At 67.4% G+C, this 15710-nt stretch carries 12 protein-coding genes; 7 read left to right on the top strand and 5 right to left on the bottom strand.

Annotated features, from left to right (window positions below):
* Positions 1–83: 83 nt before the first annotated feature.
* From ABFO07_RS22835 to ABFO07_RS22815, 5 genes are all read left to right on the top strand, one after another.
* Positions 84–545 carry a VOC family protein gene (locus ABFO07_RS22835; protein WP_059880980.1) on the top strand — a complete coding sequence of 154 codons (462 nt, stop codon included), beginning with the start codon at positions 84–86 and terminating at the stop codon, positions 543–545.
* A gap of 94 nt (positions 546–639) precedes the next feature.
* A complete protein-coding gene (codA, locus tag ABFO07_RS22830) occupies positions 640–1881 on the top strand; it encodes a cytosine deaminase (protein WP_059807743.1) in 1242 nt (413 codons plus the stop codon).
* A gap of 150 nt (positions 1882–2031) precedes the next feature.
* Positions 2032–3378, top strand: a complete 1347-nt coding sequence (locus ABFO07_RS22825) for a chloride channel protein (protein WP_347469609.1) — start codon at positions 2032–2034, stop codon at positions 3376–3378.
* 190 nt (positions 3379–3568) lie between these two features.
* Positions 3569–4891, top strand: a complete 1323-nt coding sequence (locus ABFO07_RS22820) for a TIGR00366 family protein (protein WP_059807736.1) — start codon at positions 3569–3571, stop codon at positions 4889–4891.
* Positions 4892–5065: 174 nt separating this feature from the next.
* Positions 5066–6250 (top strand): glycosyltransferase, encoded by a 1185-nt coding sequence (locus ABFO07_RS22815; RefSeq protein ID WP_124490561.1) that lies wholly within the window; start codon positions 5066–5068, stop codon positions 6248–6250.
* Positions 6251–6332: 82 nt separating this feature from the next.
* On the opposite strand, the gene ABFO07_RS22810 is transcribed toward ABFO07_RS22815, so the two are convergent.
* From ABFO07_RS22810 to ABFO07_RS22795, 4 genes are all read right to left on the bottom strand, one after another.
* Entirely contained in the window at positions 6333–7751 is a 1419-nt protein-coding gene (locus ABFO07_RS22810; RefSeq protein WP_347469608.1) for a cytochrome-c peroxidase, read from the bottom strand.
* A gap of 82 nt (positions 7752–7833) precedes the next feature.
* Positions 7834–9501, bottom strand: coding sequence for a phospholipase C (locus ABFO07_RS22805; protein ID WP_347469607.1), 1668 nt, complete (start codon positions 9499–9501; stop codon positions 7834–7836).
* A 239-nt stretch (positions 9502–9740) separates the two neighbouring features.
* A complete protein-coding gene (locus ABFO07_RS22800) occupies positions 9741–10415 on the bottom strand; it encodes a lytic polysaccharide monooxygenase (protein WP_060149501.1) in 675 nt (224 codons plus the stop codon).
* 368 nt (positions 10416–10783) lie between these two features.
* Positions 10784–11257: an Lrp/AsnC family transcriptional regulator gene (locus ABFO07_RS22795; RefSeq protein ID WP_017329536.1), complete on the bottom strand. Its 474-nt coding sequence runs from the start codon at positions 11255–11257 to the stop codon at positions 10784–10786.
* A 316-nt stretch (positions 11258–11573) separates the two neighbouring features.
* On the opposite strand from ABFO07_RS22795, the gene ABFO07_RS22790 reads away from it, so the two are divergent.
* Both ABFO07_RS22790 and ABFO07_RS22785 read left to right on the top strand, forming a co-directional pair.
* Entirely contained in the window at positions 11574–12959 is a 1386-nt protein-coding gene (locus ABFO07_RS22790; protein WP_059880965.1) for an amino acid permease, read from the top strand.
* 69 nt (positions 12960–13028) lie between these two features.
* Positions 13029–14231, top strand: coding sequence for an amino acid aminotransferase (locus tag ABFO07_RS22785; protein ID WP_059807724.1), 1203 nt, complete (start codon positions 13029–13031; stop codon positions 14229–14231).
* A 153-nt stretch (positions 14232–14384) separates the two neighbouring features.
* Here ABFO07_RS22785 and ABFO07_RS22780 read toward each other — a convergent pair whose 3' ends face one another.
* Positions 14385–15644, bottom strand: coding sequence for an IS256 family transposase (locus tag ABFO07_RS22780; RefSeq protein ID WP_175900972.1), 1260 nt, complete (start codon positions 15642–15644; stop codon positions 14385–14387).
* Between the last annotated feature and the right edge of the window lie 66 nt (positions 15645–15710).

Genomic DNA, 15710 nt, shown 5'->3' with positions numbered 1-15710 from the left:
GGGTGGACGGCCGCGCGGCGGTTGATCGGCGCGCCGCGCGCGCGGAGAATGGGCGTTTCATTCCCTCGCGCCGGAGACCGAAGATGACCACGCCCAGCCGCCGTCCGTCCGTCAGTGCCGCCGTGTTCTACCGCGATCCATGGGCCGCGCTCGACTGGCTCGAGCGCGCGTTCGGCTTCGTGCGCAGCGTCGTCGTCAGCACGCCGGACGGCCAGCTCGCGCATGCCGAGCTGAGCTGCGACGGCGGCACGGTGATGATCGGCGGCGAATGGGCCGACTTCGTCGCGAGCCCGCTGGGCGTCGGCGGCAAGAACACGCAGTGCGTGCATGTGCAGCTCGCCGACGGCATCGACGCGCATTGCGAGCGCGCGCGACAGGCCGGCGCGGCGATTCTGCAGGCGCCGGCCGACCAGTTCTGGGGCGACCGCACCTATCGCGCGCGCGATCCCGAGCAGCACGTCTGGACGTTCGGCCAGCAGGTGCGCGCGGTGTCGCGCGACGAGGCGGCCGCCGCCACCGGGCTGCGGATCGAAGGCTGGTCGTGACGCGCGGCTTCGCCGCATCAGCCATTTCCTTTGTCGATTTCACGTCACGCGTTCGCCGCGCCCGGCGCGCGGACGCTTCATGCCAGGACCACACATGAACCTGTTCAACGTACGCTTGCGCGGCCGCGACGGCCTCTTCACGATCGGCATCGATGCGGGCCGGATTGCCCGCATCGACGCGCAGCCGGCCCGCATCGATGCCGTGCACGGCGATGATGCCGACGCGGGCGGCCGCCTCGCGATCCCGCCGCTCGTCGAGCCGCATATCCATCTCGACGCGGTGCTTACCGCCGGCGAACCCGCATGGAACATGAGCGGCACGCTGTTCGAGGGGATCGAGCGCTGGGCCGAACGCAAGGCGACGATCACGCACGAAGACACCAAGACGCGCGCGCATGCGGCGATCGGCATGCTGCGCGACCACGGCATCCAGCACGTGCGCACCCATGTCGACGTGACCGACCCGTCGCTCGCCGCGCTGAAGGCGATGCTCGAGGTGAAGGACGAGGCGCGCGACGTGATCGACCTGCAGATCGTCGCGTTCCCGCAGGAGGGGATCGAATCGTTCGACGGCGGCCGCGCGCTGATGACGCAGGCGATCGAGATGGGCGCGGACGTCGTCGGCGGGATTCCGCATTTCGAGAACACGCGCGAGCAGGGCGTCAGCTCGATCGGCTTCCTGATGGATCTGGCCGAACGCACCGGCTGCCTCGTCGACGTGCACTGCGACGAAACCGACGATCCGCATTCGCGCTTTCTCGAAGTGCTCGCGGAGGAAGCGCGTGTGCGCGGCATGGGCGCGCGGGTGACGGCGAGCCATACCACCGCGATGGGCTCGTACGACAACGCGTATTGCTCGAAGCTGTTCCGCCTGCTCAAGCGCGCGGGGCTCAACTTCATCTCGTGCCCGACCGAGAGCATCCACCTGCAGGGGCGCTTCGACACGTTCCCGAAGCGGCGCGGCGTCACGCGCGTCGCCGAACTCGACCGCGCCGGCATCAACGTGTGCTTCGGGCAGGATTCGATCAAGGATCCGTGGTATCCGCTCGGCAACGGCAACATCCTGCGCGTGCTCGATGCGGGGCTGCACATCTGCCACATGATGGGCTATCAGGATCTGCAGCGCGGCCTCGACTTCGTGACCGACCACAGCGCGAAGGCGATGCAACTCGGCGACGGCTACGGGATCGCGGTCGGCCGGCCGGCGAACCTCGTCGTGCTCGACGCCGACAGCGACTACGACGCGCTGCGCCGCCAGGCGAAGGCCGCGCTGTCGATCCGGGGCGGCAAGGTGATCATGCGGCGCGCGCCGGAGCGGATCGACTATCCGGCGTGATCGTCGGGAGGTCGATCGATTAATCATTCTTTGAACGCATGAGTTGATCAGAAAAATGCGTTTGTCTCATGAGGGCCGGAAGCCTAGGATGCGGGCTGGTTACGGCGTGCGCGACGCGCGCCGTCCGCTCCGCTTCCGTTGGCCGACTCCATGCGCTCCGATCTCCCGCCTGCTTCCTCCGCACCGCCGTCTTCGTCCGGCAGCCCGCTCGTCAAACTCGCCGCCGTCACCGTGCTGACCGGCGCTGGCGCCGGCCTCGGCGGCATGCTGCTCGCGCTGCTGCTGCACGCGATCCAGCATGCCGCGTACGGCTACAGCACCACACACCTCATCGGCAACGAAAGCTTCCTGGCCGGCGTGAGCGCGGCCGACTCGCTGCGCCGGCTCGTCGTGCTGACCGGCTGCGGGCTCGTCGCGGGCGTCGGCTGGTGGGCGCTGTACCGCTACGGCCGGCCGCTCGTCAGCATCCGGCGCGCGATTCGCGCGGACGATCCGCGGATGCCGGCCGCCAGCACGACGCTCCACGCGCTGCTGCAGATCGCCACCGTCGCGCTCGGCTCGCCGCTCGGCCGCGAGGTCGCGCCGCGCGAGATCGGCGCGCTGCTGGCCGGCCGGCTCGCGCATCGTGCGGGGCTGTCGCCGGCCGACTGCCGGCTGATGGTCGCGTGCGGCGCCGGCGCGGGGCTGGCGGCCGTCTACAACGTGCCGCTCGGCGGCGCGGTGTTCGTGCTCGAAGTACTGCTCGGCACCTTCGAGCTGCGCGCGCTGGTGCCGGCCGTCGCGACGTCGGCGATCGCGGCGGCGGTTGCGTGGCTCGGCCTCGGCAACGAGCACCAGTACAGCGTGCCGCCGTTCGTGCTGAGCGCGTCGCTGGTGGCATGGTCGGCGCTGTGCGGGCCCGTGTTCGGGCTGGCCGCGTACGGCTTCGTGCGGCTCACGAGCCGGGCGCGCGCGGCCGCGCCGAAGGACTGGCGGCTGCCGGTGCTCGCGGTGCTGAACTTCGCGGCGATCGGCTGGCTTGCGATGCGTTTTCCGCAACTGCTCGGCAATGGCAAGGGCGCGGCGTCGCTGAGCTTCGACGGCGCGCTGACGATCGGGGTCGCGGCGACACTGCTCGCGCTGAAGGTGCTGATCACCGCGAGCAGCCTGCGCGCGGGCGCGGAGGGCGGGCTGCTGACGCCCGGCCTCGCGAACGGCGCACTGCTCGGCATCGTGCTCGGCGGCGCGTGGAGCCTCGCGTGGCCGGGCGCGTCGGCCGGCGGATGCGCGCTGGTCGGCGCGACGGCGTTCCTGGCGGCGTCGATGCAGATGCCGATCACCGCGGTCGTGCTGCTCCTCGAGTTCACGCGCGTGGGCCATGACAGCCTCGTGCCGATGCTGTTCGCGGTGGCCGGGTCGCTCGCCGCGTACCGGTGGGCCGAGCGGCAGGCCGAACGCCGTGCCGCCGCGCAGCGCGAGACCGTGCCGGAACTGGCGGTCGCGGTTCGCCAGCCCTGACGCTTCGGTACGCGATATCGACGAACCATCCGAATCGAGTCCGGGAGAACAGACGCCCCATCCCGTTTCCCACGCATCCCGATGCGGTTCGACGCGCGAACTTCGGTTCTGTGCAAGAATCCGCGCGGCCCGCGCATTCCCTAGAACGACACCAGCGCGGCCATACCGATCAGGATACGAGGAGAACACGTTGATCCAGCGCATTTCCCGCTTTTTCACGCAGGTGGTCCACCGCGTGCTGCCCGACCCGTTGATTTTCGCGATCCTGCTGACAATCGTCACGTTCGCGCTCGCGTTCGGCCTCACGCCGAATTCGCCCGCGCAACTCACGACGATGTGGGGCTCGGGCTTCTGGAACCTGCTCGCGTTCTCGATGCAGATGGTGATGATTCTCGTCACCGGCCACGCACTCGCGAGCTCGCCGCCGGTCAAGCGCGCACTCGTCGCGCTCGCGAGCACGGCGCGCACTCCGGGGCAGGGCGTGATGCTCGTCACGTTCGTCGCCGCGCTCGCGTGCGCGATCAACTGGGGCTTCGGCCTCGTGCTCGGCGCGATGCTCGCGCGCGAGGTCGCGCGGCGCGTGGCCGGCAGCGACTACCGGCTGCTGGTCGCGTCCGCGTACATGGGCTTCCTGAGCTGGCACGGCGGGCTGTCGGGCTCGATTCCGCTCGTGGCCGCGACGAAGGGCAACCCGATGGAGAAGACCATCGGCCTGATCCCGGTGTCGCAGACGCTGTTCACCGGCTACAACGCATTCGTGACGATCGGCCTGATCGTGATGCTGCCGTTTCTCGCGCGCATGATGATGCCGAAGCCGGGGGACGTCGTCAGCGTCGATCCGGCGCTGCTCGCGGAGCCGCCGAGCGTCGAGCGCACGCTCGGGCCCGATGCGACGTTCGCCGAGCGGCTGGAGGAAAGCCGTGCGCTGTCGGTGCTCGTCGCGATGCTGTGCGCGGTGTTCCTCGTGCTGCGCTTCATGCAGAAGGGCTTCGCGCTCGACATCGATACCGTGAACCTCGCGTTTCTCGCGGCCGGCATCCTGCTGCACCGCACGCCGATGGCCTACGCGCGCGCGGTAGCGGGCGCGGCGCGGGGCGCGTCGGGGATCATGATCCAGTTCCCGTTCTATGCGGGCATCCAGGCGCTGATGGACCATTCGGGCCTCGCGGGCGTGATCACGAAATGGTTCGTCGACGTCGCGAACGTCCACACGTTCCCGCTGCTTGCGTTCCTGAGCTCGGCGGTGATCAATTTCGCGGTGCCGTCGGGCGGCGGCCACTGGGTCGTGCAGGGGCCGTTCGTGATGCCGGCCGCGCAGGCGCTCGGCGCCGATCTCGGCAAGGCGGCGATGGCGATCGCGTACGGCGAGGCCTGGACCAACATGGCGCAGCCGTTCTGGGCGCTGCCGGCGCTCGCGATCGCGGGGCTCGGCGTGCGCGACATCATGGGCTACTGCGTGACCACGCTGCTGTTTTCGGGCGTGGTGTTCGTCGCCGGGATGTACCTGTTCTAAGCGGCGGCGTCGAAGTCGATCGCGACCCCACCGGGGCGCCGGTTGGCGGCACAGGGGGGCTGTGTTATAAAGTGCCGCGCCGCGGTTATGCCGCATTCCGAAAATTGAGCGGTTTTTCGCATAAGAATCATGGTTGAACGGGGTATCGACGAGGGCCGGGACACGCGGGTGCGCGTGCTGTTCCATGTAACGGATTTCGGCAATGGCGGCATCGAGTCGTCGCTGATCCAGTGGCTGCGGATTCTCGACCGCACGCGTTTCCGGATCGTGCTGTCGGTGACGTACGCGTCGCCGATGCTGGCCCAGCGCTTCCGCGCGCTGATTCCGGCCGACGTGCCGGTCGAGATCCTCGTGCAGCCGCGCTGGCTCCGCTATTTCCAGGACCGGCGCCATGCGAGCCGGCTCGGCAAGGCCGGGCGGATCGCGCGCGACATCCACGGCGCGTTCGCGGTGCGCCCGCACATCGCGCGGCGGGTCGCGGAACTGGCGCGCAACGTCGACGTGATCGTCGACTACGACCTGTCGCTGCGGCGGCTCGCCGGCCGCTTCGGCGTGCCCTGGATCGGCGTCAATCACTTCAGCTTCATCGCACGGCTCGGCGGCCAGGGCCGCCGCGTGCGGCGCCTGATGAACCAGTACAACCGCTACGACAGCCTTGCCGCGCTGAATCCGCAGATGGCCGCCGAAGCCGGGCAGATGTTCGGCGAGCGGCAGCCGCGCGTGATGGTGCTGCCCAATGCGATCGACATCGACGCGATTCGCGCGAACGCGGCGGCGGCGCAGCAGCCGGTCGTGCCGGGCGGCGCGCCGTACATCGTGTCGGTCGCGCGCCTCGACGAGTTGCAGAAGGATCACCGCACGCTGCTGCGCGCGTACGCGCAGCTGGTTGCGCGGCACGCGGTGGCCGAGCATCTCGTGCTGGTGGGCGACGGCGCGTATCGCGACGAACTCCGGCAACTGGCGGACACGCTCGGCGTCGGCGCGCGCGTGCATTTCACCGGGCAGATGAACAACCCGCACCCGGTGATGGCGGGCGCCTCGATCCAGGTGCTCAGTTCGAAGAACGAAGGGATGCCGATGGTGCTGATCGAGGCGCTCGCGCTGGGCAAGGCGATCGTGTCGACCGATTGCCCGACCGGGCCGCGCGACATCCTCGACGACGGCCGGGCCGGCATGCTGGTGCCGATCGGCGACGTCGACGCGCTGGCCGACGCGATGGCGCGCCTGCTGACCGACGATGCGCTGCGCGCCGATCTCGCGGCGCGCGCGCAGGCCCGCGCGGCGAGCTTCGGCATCGACGAGAGCAACCGGCGGCTCGCCGCGTGCATCGCCGCGATCCGCGCGCAGCGCGCCGGCTGATCGCCTTCAGCGAACGCGGCGGGTTTCACCGCCGCATTCGCATCATCCACTCACACCCGATTCGACACCGGCCGCGCCGCGCTCAACGCGCCGGCGCGTCGGTCAGCGCGTGCAGGAATGCTTCGATATCCTGGATATCCTGCGCCGTCATCGCGGGCGCGTCGCCCGGCTTGCGGTCGAACGGCGCATCGGTCACGTCGACGTTGCCGCGATATTGCACGGGCAGGTCGTCATACGCGTCCACCTTGCCGTCCGGCCCGCGCGGATAGAACTTCTCCGGCGCCGTGTTGCGCTCGTTGTAGAACGCCATCACCTGATCGAGCGAGTGGAACACGCCGTTGTGGAAGAACACGTGGCGGGTGGCCGCATTGCGCAGCGTCGGCGTCAGGAACATCCCGCAGTACTGGGCCTGGTCCTTCAGGTCGTCGCGGAACGGCCCGCACACCCCGAGATCGTGAAATGCCGGATCGCGGTTCTGCGCGAGCAGGCGATTGCGCGGCGCGCCGAGCGCCTCGTACTGGAAGTCGGTGAACATCGGCGGCAGCCCGTCGGCGCCGGGCTTCGACAGGTGGCAGCCCGCGCAATTCGCCTTCGCCGGATCGTTGAACAGCCGCAGGCCGCGCAGCTCCGCCTGCGTGAGCCGCGCGCGGCCCTCGAGCCAGCGGTCGTACTTGCTGTCGTACGGGTGGAACGACGGATCCTCGACCTGGTAGCGTGCGATCGCGAACATCGCCTCGGCCACCGACAGCCGCGCATCGTCGAAGATGCGCGCGCCGAACAGCTGCGTGAACTGCGCGCGGTACGGCGAGCGCGCGAGCTTGCGCGCGACGTCGTCGATGCTCGTGTTGGCCATCTCCACCGGGTTCAGCAGCGGGCCGAACGCCTGCTGCTGCAGCGTGTCCGCGCGGCCGTCCCAGAACAGCCCGCCTTGCGGCACGAGCTGCGGCGCGGCCGCCGTGCCGGCCACCTTCTGCGCCTTCACGACGCCCGCCGCCGACGCGGCCTGCTGCGCGACGCTCGCCGCGTCGTCGTTTTCGCTGGCGTCGGGGCCGATGCTGAAGTTCGGCTGCCGGTACAGGTACATCAGCGACGGCGGCGGCCGGTAGCCGTGCAGGGTCATCGCGATGCCGCCGGGCTGCACTTCCAGCGCGTTCGGCGGCCCGTACGCGTGATCGGGGCTGTGGCACGACGCGCACGATTGCTTGCCCGATGCCGACAGCGCCGGATCGAAGAACAGCGCGCGCCCGAGCTGCGCGACCGCCGACAGCGGCGCGGCGGCCGGGCGCTGCAGCACGATCGGGTGCGGGTTCGCGCCGGTCCAGCCCGCGACGGCATCGCCGATCGCGGCGGGCGTGTGCGCGGGAAACGCGACGGCGAACGCGGCATAGCCGATCGCGGCCGCGCCGAGCGCGAGCGCCGCGCGACGCAGGAGATGGAGCGGGCGGCGCGATGGGGTGGCCGAGGCGGGGCCGGGCGGCGGGAAGGCGGGGCGGGCGGTCATGCGGTCGATCGTGAAGGCGGCGCGTGGAAACGGAACAGGCCGGCGCGTCGCGCGCCGGCCTGGCGGAGGATGACGTCGGCGATCAGATCGCCGGCGCCGAGCCGAGCGCGGTGCCGAGCGTCGGATCGAGATACAGCGGCGTCGTGTTCGGCTTCGACGCGAAGTCGAACAGGCCGCGCAGGTCACCCGCCAGCGCATCGAACGAGCCGCCGCCGATGCGCTGGCCGCCGAGCCAGTTGTCCTCGATGAAGCGGACCACCGATGCCTGGTCGATCATCGTGTGATCGACGTAGTTCTGCTTCGCGTACGGCGAGATCACGACGAGCGGAACCCGCACGCCCGGGCCGCAGCGGCCGTTGACCGGCTGGCCGTTCACGCCCGCGCCGGCCGCGCCGGTGCCGCACTGGCCGCTGCCGTTCAACTGGTCGACCGCATCGAACGACGCGTGCGTCGGGGCCGCGTACACGTGGTCGTACCAGCCGTCCGAATCGTCATAGGTGACGATCACGGCGGTGTTCTGCCAGTCGGGCTGCTGCTGCAGGAAGTTGACGACCTTCGTGACGAACGCCTGCTCGTCGAGCGGATCCGAATAGCCCGCGTGGCCGTCCTGCGCGGCCGGCGCCTTCAGGAAGCTGACCGACGGGAAGTTGCCGGACTTGACCGCCGCGAAGAAATCGTCGGTGTCGTACTGGTGGTTCGCCGGCTCGGCCGTCTTGCCGTCCGCCTGCACGCTCGAGCCGATCGCCGCGAGCGAGCTCGGCCGCGTGTGCTGCGGGTTCGCGGTCGACGCGTAGTACTGGAACCAGTTGTGATGCGGGATGTAATCGGTCGTCGCGGCGTTCACCGCGGTCGCGACCGTGCTGCGGCTGCAGCCCGTCGTGCCGTTGCCGTTCACCGTCGACAGGTTGAAGCCGCCCATGAAGCCGCCCCACGTGATCTTCGCGCCGTTCAGCAGGTCGCCGATGTTCTTGCCGGCCATCATCGCCTGGTCGGTCGTGCTCGAGCACACGTCGTAGCCGGGGTCGACGTCGTTGATCATCGTGAAGCCGCCCTGGCCGTCGTTGATGTAGTACGAGCTGGCGGCGAGCGTCGACGGCTGCTTCGACGTCTTGACGATCTGCATGCCGTTGGTCTGGCCGGAGATCACGTTCAGCGCGCCCGGCGTCGACGGGCCGTACGACGTCGTGTACATGTTGTCGCTCATCGCGAAGCGCTGCGCGTAGTTCCACAGCGCGGTCACGGTGTTGCCGTCGAAGTAGCCCATCACCTGGCCCTTCGTGCCGAACGCGCCGGCGCCGCCGGACGAGCCCCTGCCCGTGTATTTCGGGAACAGGTCGGCGAGGCCGTTGTCCTCGGCCAGCTGCTCGGCCGTATACGCATGGTTCTGGTCGGCGGTCGCGGCCTGCGTGCGGTCGAGGCGGAACGGGTTCGCGGCGTCGGCGCCGTTCGCCGTGTTCGTGAAGTTCGGGTTCGCGGTGAGCAGCGTGCCCGACAGGCCGTTGACGGCCGGCGTGTTCGCGGCCGCGGCAAACGTCGGCTCGCCCGGCGGGTTCGTCGCGTTCGGGTAGGTGCCGAAGTAGTGGTCGAACGAAATGTTTTCGCCGTAGATCACGACGAGGTGCTTGATCGGCGTGGCGGTCTGCATCGCATCCTGCGATGACACGGCGGTCACGTCGTCGCTGCCGCCGCAGGCGAACAGGGCGAGGGCGGCGCCTGCGCAGGCGGTGACGAGCAAGGCTTGACGGAACATCTTCTGGAACTCCATGCGGGCGGGTCAGTGAATGCGGCACGCATGCGCAATGGAGGCAATCGCAGCGGGCCGGCGACGAGCACGCGCATTGAAACAGTTCAGTATGAAGATACGGAGGCCGGGCGCTTTCGGTGCCGTTACGCCGGAATGTCGGCTGTCTTACGCGCCTGCGGGGCGGCGCGGGCGGGCGGCCGCATGACGCGCCGGGCATCGCCCGCGCGCCATGCGATGGTGGCGGATCAGAACGGGCTGCGCGTCGTGTCGCCGTTGGTGAAGGTTGCGTCGACGACCTGATAGAAGCCCATCGCCGTGTCGGCCACTTCCCACACCGCGAGGATCACGTGATAGCCGGTGCGCACCGGCAGCCGGCATTGATGGACCGTCGGCTGCTGCGGCACCAGGTTCGCGTTCGGGTTCCAGTACGGCTGGCCGGGATTCTGGATCGTGCAGAACGGCGTGGGCTCGAACTGCGCGCGGGTCAGCTTCGCGGACGGATTCCAGTCGGCGCGCGTGATGAAGTAGTTCCAGCGGCGTGTCTTGTGCACGGCGCTGAATTCCCATTTGAAATTCTGCAGCGCGCCCGAGCGCAGCGGAATCTTCTGCCAGCGGCTCGGCGATTGCTCGTCCAGCACCGGCACCGGGCCGTTCGTGCTGGAGCTGGCGATCTCGCCGTCCTTCGGCGGCGCGGCATTCTTCGCGTCGGCGGGCGCGAACGAATCCGACAGGCCGCTTTGCGTCGCGGGGAAGAACTTGCCGTTTTCCATCGCGTTCGCATGCCACGCGTCGACCGGGCAATTGGGGTTCTGGCCTAGCGTGCACAGCACGATGCGCGACGGCGGTTCGGTCAGGCGGCCGTGCGCATGCGCGCCGGCCATCGCGGTGAACAGCGCCGCGCCGGCCAGCGCGTGCAGCATCACGGAAGCAACGGATCTGCGAATGGTGTGTTTCATGGGCCCTCGGTCTGAATGGTTGTGTGCGCAACAAGACCGCTGCGGGATGTGTGGCAGCGGTGCGTGTCGACGCATCGTCGCGCGTAATGGCGGCAGCGATTATTCGCCGCCGCGCATCATGACAATCGGCTTTCGCCGACAGGAACCATAGTCGGAAAAATCGGAAAAGGAAATTGAATCCGGATGAATCGCTGATTGAATCGAGTGAATTTCGATTCAGGTATCTGTCGTGCGGAATGTATCTGTTTTTAAACGAGTATTTTTAGACGTCCGCAAACCTGAGCGATCATTGTTTCGATTTTGTTGATCGGGAATTTCGAATGGAGCGCCGCTCAGCTTTCGACCGGCATCGCGCTCGTACACTTGATCTCGTCGAGACACACGCTCGAATGCACGCCGCTCACGCCGGGAATGCGCATCAGCGTTTCGAGCAGGAACCGGGACAAGCCCTTCAGGTCGTGCGCGACCACCTTCAGCACGTAGTCGATGTCACCCGTCACCGAGAAGCATTCCTGGATCTGCGCGAGATCGGACACGAGCTTCTGAAACTTGGACAGGTCGCGGATGTGCCCGCGCTCCATCGTCACGTGCACGAACGCGGTGACGCCGAAGCCGAGCGTGTCGGGGCAAAGCCGCGTCTCGTAGCGGCGGATCGCGCCGATTTCCTCGAGCCGCCGGTGGCGGCGCAGCGTCTGCGCAGGCGACAGGCCGACCGCCTTCGCCAGTTCGAGATTCGACGCGCGTCCATGCTCCTGCAGGATCGACAGCAAGTGGCGATCGATGCGGTCGAGTACCGGTTCAGGCATTTTTGTTTCCTCATGTGTCTCCCGGATGCAATCTTATCTCATAATGTAGGGTTTGCATGAACGGGTTACGAAACCCGATTTCGCCGTCGCGACGCTAAACTGACGGCCGATTTTCGTGTGCGGCTGCAAATAGGGCAGCAGGCACGGCGATCGGCGGGCCGGTTGGGTGGGCCTGTCGAAGGCGGTCGGAGGCCGGCGCGAAGATTGCAGTCCCCAACTCGGCGGCCCCACGAACGGCCGTCGGCACAGCAAAACACAGCGCCCGGCACACCGAAGGCGCACCGCTTCCAGAGGAGGCGGAAAGAGTGGAGAAGACATGGTTTCTGGACATGAGAAGGACGGCCTGAAGCGCGGGCTGAAGAACCGCCACATCCAGCTGATCGCGCTCGGCGGCGCGCTCGGCACGGGGCTGTTCCTCGGCATCGCGCAGACGATCAAGATGGCGGGCCCGTCGGTGCTGCTCGGCTACGCGGTGGCTGGCGTCGTCGCGTTTTTCATCATGCGGCAGCTCGGCGAGATGGTGGTCGACGAGCCGGTCGCGGGCTCGTTCAGCTATTTCGCAGACAAATACCTCGGTCACTTCACCGGCTTCATTTCCGGCTGGAACTACTGGGTGCTGTACATCCTCGTCAGCATGGCCGAGCTGTCGGCGGTCGGGATCTACGTGCAGTACTGGTGGCCGGGCGTGCCGACCTGGGTGTCCGCGCTCGTGTTCTTCGTCGCGATCAACCTGATCAACCTGACGAGCGTCAAGTCGTACGGCGAGACGGAATTCTGGTTCTCGATCATCAAGGTGGCCGCGATCGTCGGCATGATCGGCTTCGGCGGCTGGCTGCTCCTGAGCGGCCATGCGGGCCCGGAGGCCAGCGTCGCGAACCTGTGGCAGCACGGCGGCTTCTTCCCGAACGGCGTGTCGGGCCTCGTGATGTCGATGGCGGCGATCATGTTCTCGTTCGGCGGGCTGGAGCTGGTCGGCATCACCGCGGCCGAGGCGGACGATCCGCAGCACAGCATCCCGCGCGCGACGAATCAGGTGATCTACCGCATTCTGATTTTCTACATCGGCGCGCTCGCCGTGCTGCTGTCGCTGTATCCGTGGCAGAAGGTCGTCACCGGCGGCAGCCCGTTCGTGCTGATCTTCCACGCGCTGAGCAGCGACCTCGTCGCGAACGTGCTGAACGTCGTCGTGCTGACGGCCGCGCTGTCGGTCTACAACAGCGGCGTGTACTGCAACAGCCGCATGCTGTTCGGCCTCGCGCAGCAGGGCAATGCGCCGAAGGCGCTGATGCGCGTGAACAAGCGCGGCATCCCGCTCGCGGCGCTCGGCGCGTCGGCGCTCGCGACCGGCGTGTGCGTGCTGGTCAACTACTTCATGCCGGGCAAGGCGTTCGAGGTGCTGATGGGGCTCGTCGTGTCGGCGCTGATCATCAACTGGGCGATGATCAGCCTGATCCACCTGAAGTTCCGCCAGGCCAAGCGCGCGGCGGGACAGGAGACGCGCTTCCGCAGTCTGGGCTATCCTTTCACGAATTACCTGTGCCTGGCGTTCATGGCCGCCATTCTCGTCGTGATGTACCTGACGCCGGACCTGCGGCTGTCGGTGTACCTGATCCCGGTGTGGCTCGCCGTGCTCGCGATCGGGTACCGTTTCCGCCAGAAGAACGCGCGGTACGAAGTGGGCAGCCGCGCGTCGGCGCGGTGACGCAGGCGGCGATGCCGGCCGTGCGCCCGGAGACAGCACGATTTTTCATCCAACCAGACCGATAAAGCCATGTTCGAACACATCGACGCGTATCCCGGCGATCCGATCCTGACGCTCAACGAGAACTTCCAGAAAGACCCGCGCGAGCAGAAAGTCAACTTGAGCATCGGCATCTATTTCGATGCCGAGGGCCGGATTCCCGTGATGGAAGCCGTGCGCGAAGCCGAGACGGCGCAGCAGCGCGACGTCGGCCCGAAGCCGTACCTGCCGATGGTCGGCATGGCGCCGTACCGCGACGCGGTGCAGGCGCTCGTGTTCGGCGCGGATCACCCGGCGCGCACGGCCGGCCGCATCGCGACCGTGCAGACGCTCGGCGGCTCCGGCGCGCTGAAGGTCGGCGCCGATTTCCTGAAGCGCTACTTCCCGGATGCGCAGGTGTGGCTCAGCGATCCGAGCTGGGAAAACCACCGCTTCATCTTCGAGCGCGCGGGCTTCACCGTGAACACGTACCCGTATTACGACGCGGCGACGGGCGGCCTGAAGTTCGACGCGATGCTCGCGGCGATCGACGCGCTGCCGGCGCGCAGTGTCGTGCTGCTGCATGCGTGCTGCCATAACCCGACCGGTGTCGACCTCGACGAAGGCCAGTGGCAGAAGCTGATCGACGTGATCGAGACGCGCGGGCTGCTGCCGTTCGTCGACATGGCGTATCAGGGTTTCGGCGCGGGCCTCGACGCGGACGCGTTCGCGGTGCGCGAACTGGCTCGTCGCGGGCTGCCGGCGTTGGTCGCGAATTCGTTCTCGAAGAATTTCTCGTTGTATGGGGAGCGGGTGGGTGGGTTGAGCGTGGTCTGCGAGGATGCGGCTGCGGCTGATCGCGTGCTCGGGCAGTTGGCGGGTGCGGTGCGCTCGAATTACAGCAACCCGCCGATTCATGGCGCGAAGATCGTGGCTACCGTGCTTAATACGCCGGCGCTGCGCAAGCAGTGGGAAGAGGAGCTGTCGGCGATGTGCCGGCGTATCGCGCGGATGCGTCAGTCGATTCATGACGGCCTGCGTGATCACGTCAGCGGCGAGGCGCTCACGCGGTATGTGAAGCAGCGGGGGATGTTTACGTATACGGGGCTGAGCGAATCGCAGGTCGACGCGCTGCGTGAGGTGCACGGCGTGTATATCCTGCGCTCGGGGCGGATGTGCGTCGCGGGGCTGAATGATTCGAATGTCGGGATCGTCGCCGATGCGATCGGGAAGGTGCTGAAGAGCGGGGTTTGAGTAGGCCTGCGCGAGCGGGCAAGAAACCGGCTGTTCCCATTGTGGGGACAGCCGTTGCTCGAAAAACCGATCCCGATTGACACCGGGAGTCATATCAGCCTCACGCACGCAAGCGGAGGTATCCGGAATTTCGTGTGTGAGGCGGGTTGAGATTCAGACTCCAATGTTGAATCGTTCCGGGTAAAGCAGTGCGAACTGAGTCATCGCACTCTTCCAATCGTGCCGGGAGCCGGTCCATTTGGCAACGACGTTGCGCAGCGCCAGCCAGATCAGTTTGAGCGCGGCCTCATCTGACGGGAAGTGGCCGCGCGCCTTGATGATCTTCCGAAGCTGCATGTGCAGCGACTCGATCGCGTTGGTCGTATATACGATTTTCCGGATATCCGGCGCGAAGGCGTAGAACGGAATCACCTGATCCCAGGCCCGGCGCCAGAGCGCGGCAATCGGAGGGTATTTCGTACCCCACGGGCTCGTATCGAACGCGTCCAGCGCCACGGCGGCCGCTTCGGCCGACGGTGCCCGATAGACCTCCTTGAGCGCCGCTGCGACCGATTTCCTGTCTTTCCAGCTGGCGAAGTCCAGCGAGTTCCGGATCAGATGCACGATGCAGGTCTGGACCGTCGTTTCCGGGAACACCGTGTTGATCGCTTCCGGGAAGCCCTTCAGGCCGTCGACCACGGCAATCAGGATGTCCTGCACGCCACGCAGTTTCAGGTCGTTGACGACCCGCAGCCAGAACTTGGCGCCCTCGGTCTGCTCGATCCAAAGGCCCAGCACGTCGCGTGTGCCGTCGCGGCGCACGCCCAACGCCAGGTAGATCGCCTTGTTGCGCACGACGCCTTCGTCGCGGATCTTGACTCGCAAGGCGTCGAAGAACACGACCGGGTACATCGGCTCGAGCGGCCGCTGCTGCCATTCGCGCACTTCGTCGATCACGGCATCGGTCACCGTACTGATGAAGTCCGGCGACACCTCGATGCCGTACATCTCCAGCAGGAAACCCTGAATCTCCCGCACGCTCATGCCGCGTGCGTACATCGCGATGATCTTGTCGTCGAAGCCGGTGAAGCGTCGCTCGCCCTTGGCGATCAGCACCGGATCGAAGGTGCCTTCGCGGTCGCGCGGAATCTCGACGTCGAGCAGGTCGTCATCGGTCGTGATGCGCTTGCGGCTGGTGCCGTTGCGGTGGTTCGTGCGGCCTGCCGGCTTGGCATCGCCCTTCTCGTAGCCGAGGTGGTGGGTCAGTTCGCCGCCCAGCGCGCGTTCGAAGATTGCCTTCTTGAGCGCCGCAAGCTGCTCGTTGATCGTCGCCCGATCCAGCGTGCCGGGTACCAGTTGCTTGATCAGTTCCGGGTCCAGGTTCAAGCCCTTGCCCGGTTCAATCGTCACTTCTTCCTTGCGTTTGCGTGGCATAACGTGGCTCCTTGGCCATCAGTTTATGCCTCACACACAAACATTCGGATAGGCTCACGCAAGCTC

Origin of the sequence: Burkholderia stagnalis (assembly GCF_039848545.1) — a bacterium.
GTDB classification, from domain to species: Bacteria; Pseudomonadota; Gammaproteobacteria; order Burkholderiales; family Burkholderiaceae; genus Burkholderia; species Burkholderia stagnalis.
This window is presented reverse-complemented; position numbering and strand designations above follow the sequence as displayed.

Excerpts from the sequence above, each read along its gene's own strand:
- ABFO07_RS22785 (WP_059807724.1), top strand. The coding sequence starts at position 13,029 with ATGTTCGAACACATCGACGCGTATCCCGGCGATCCGATCCTGACGCTC.
- ABFO07_RS22810 (WP_347469608.1), bottom strand. The coding sequence starts at position 7,751 with ATGACCGCCCGCCCCGCCTTCCCGCCGCCCGGCCCCGCCTCGGCCACC.
- ABFO07_RS22780 (WP_175900972.1), bottom strand. The coding sequence starts at position 15,644 with ATGCCACGCAAACGCAAGGAAGAAGTGACGATTGAACCGGGCAAGGGC.
- ABFO07_RS22805 (WP_347469607.1), bottom strand. The coding sequence starts at position 9,501 with ATGTTCCGTCAAGCCTTGCTCGTCACCGCCTGCGCAGGCGCCGCCCTC.
- ABFO07_RS22790 (WP_059880965.1), top strand. The coding sequence starts at position 11,574 with ATGGTTTCTGGACATGAGAAGGACGGCCTGAAGCGCGGGCTGAAGAAC.
- ABFO07_RS22795 (WP_017329536.1), bottom strand. The coding sequence starts at position 11,257 with ATGCCTGAACCGGTACTCGACCGCATCGATCGCCACTTGCTGTCGATC.
- ABFO07_RS22825 (WP_347469609.1), top strand. The coding sequence starts at position 2,032 with ATGCGCTCCGATCTCCCGCCTGCTTCCTCCGCACCGCCGTCTTCGTCC.
- ABFO07_RS22800 (WP_060149501.1), bottom strand. The coding sequence starts at position 10,415 with ATGCTGCACGCGCTGGCCGGCGCGGCGCTGTTCACCGCGATGGCCGGC.
- codA (WP_059807743.1), top strand. The coding sequence starts at position 640 with ATGAACCTGTTCAACGTACGCTTGCGCGGCCGCGACGGCCTCTTCACG.
- ABFO07_RS22835 (WP_059880980.1), top strand. The coding sequence starts at position 84 with ATGACCACGCCCAGCCGCCGTCCGTCCGTCAGTGCCGCCGTGTTCTAC.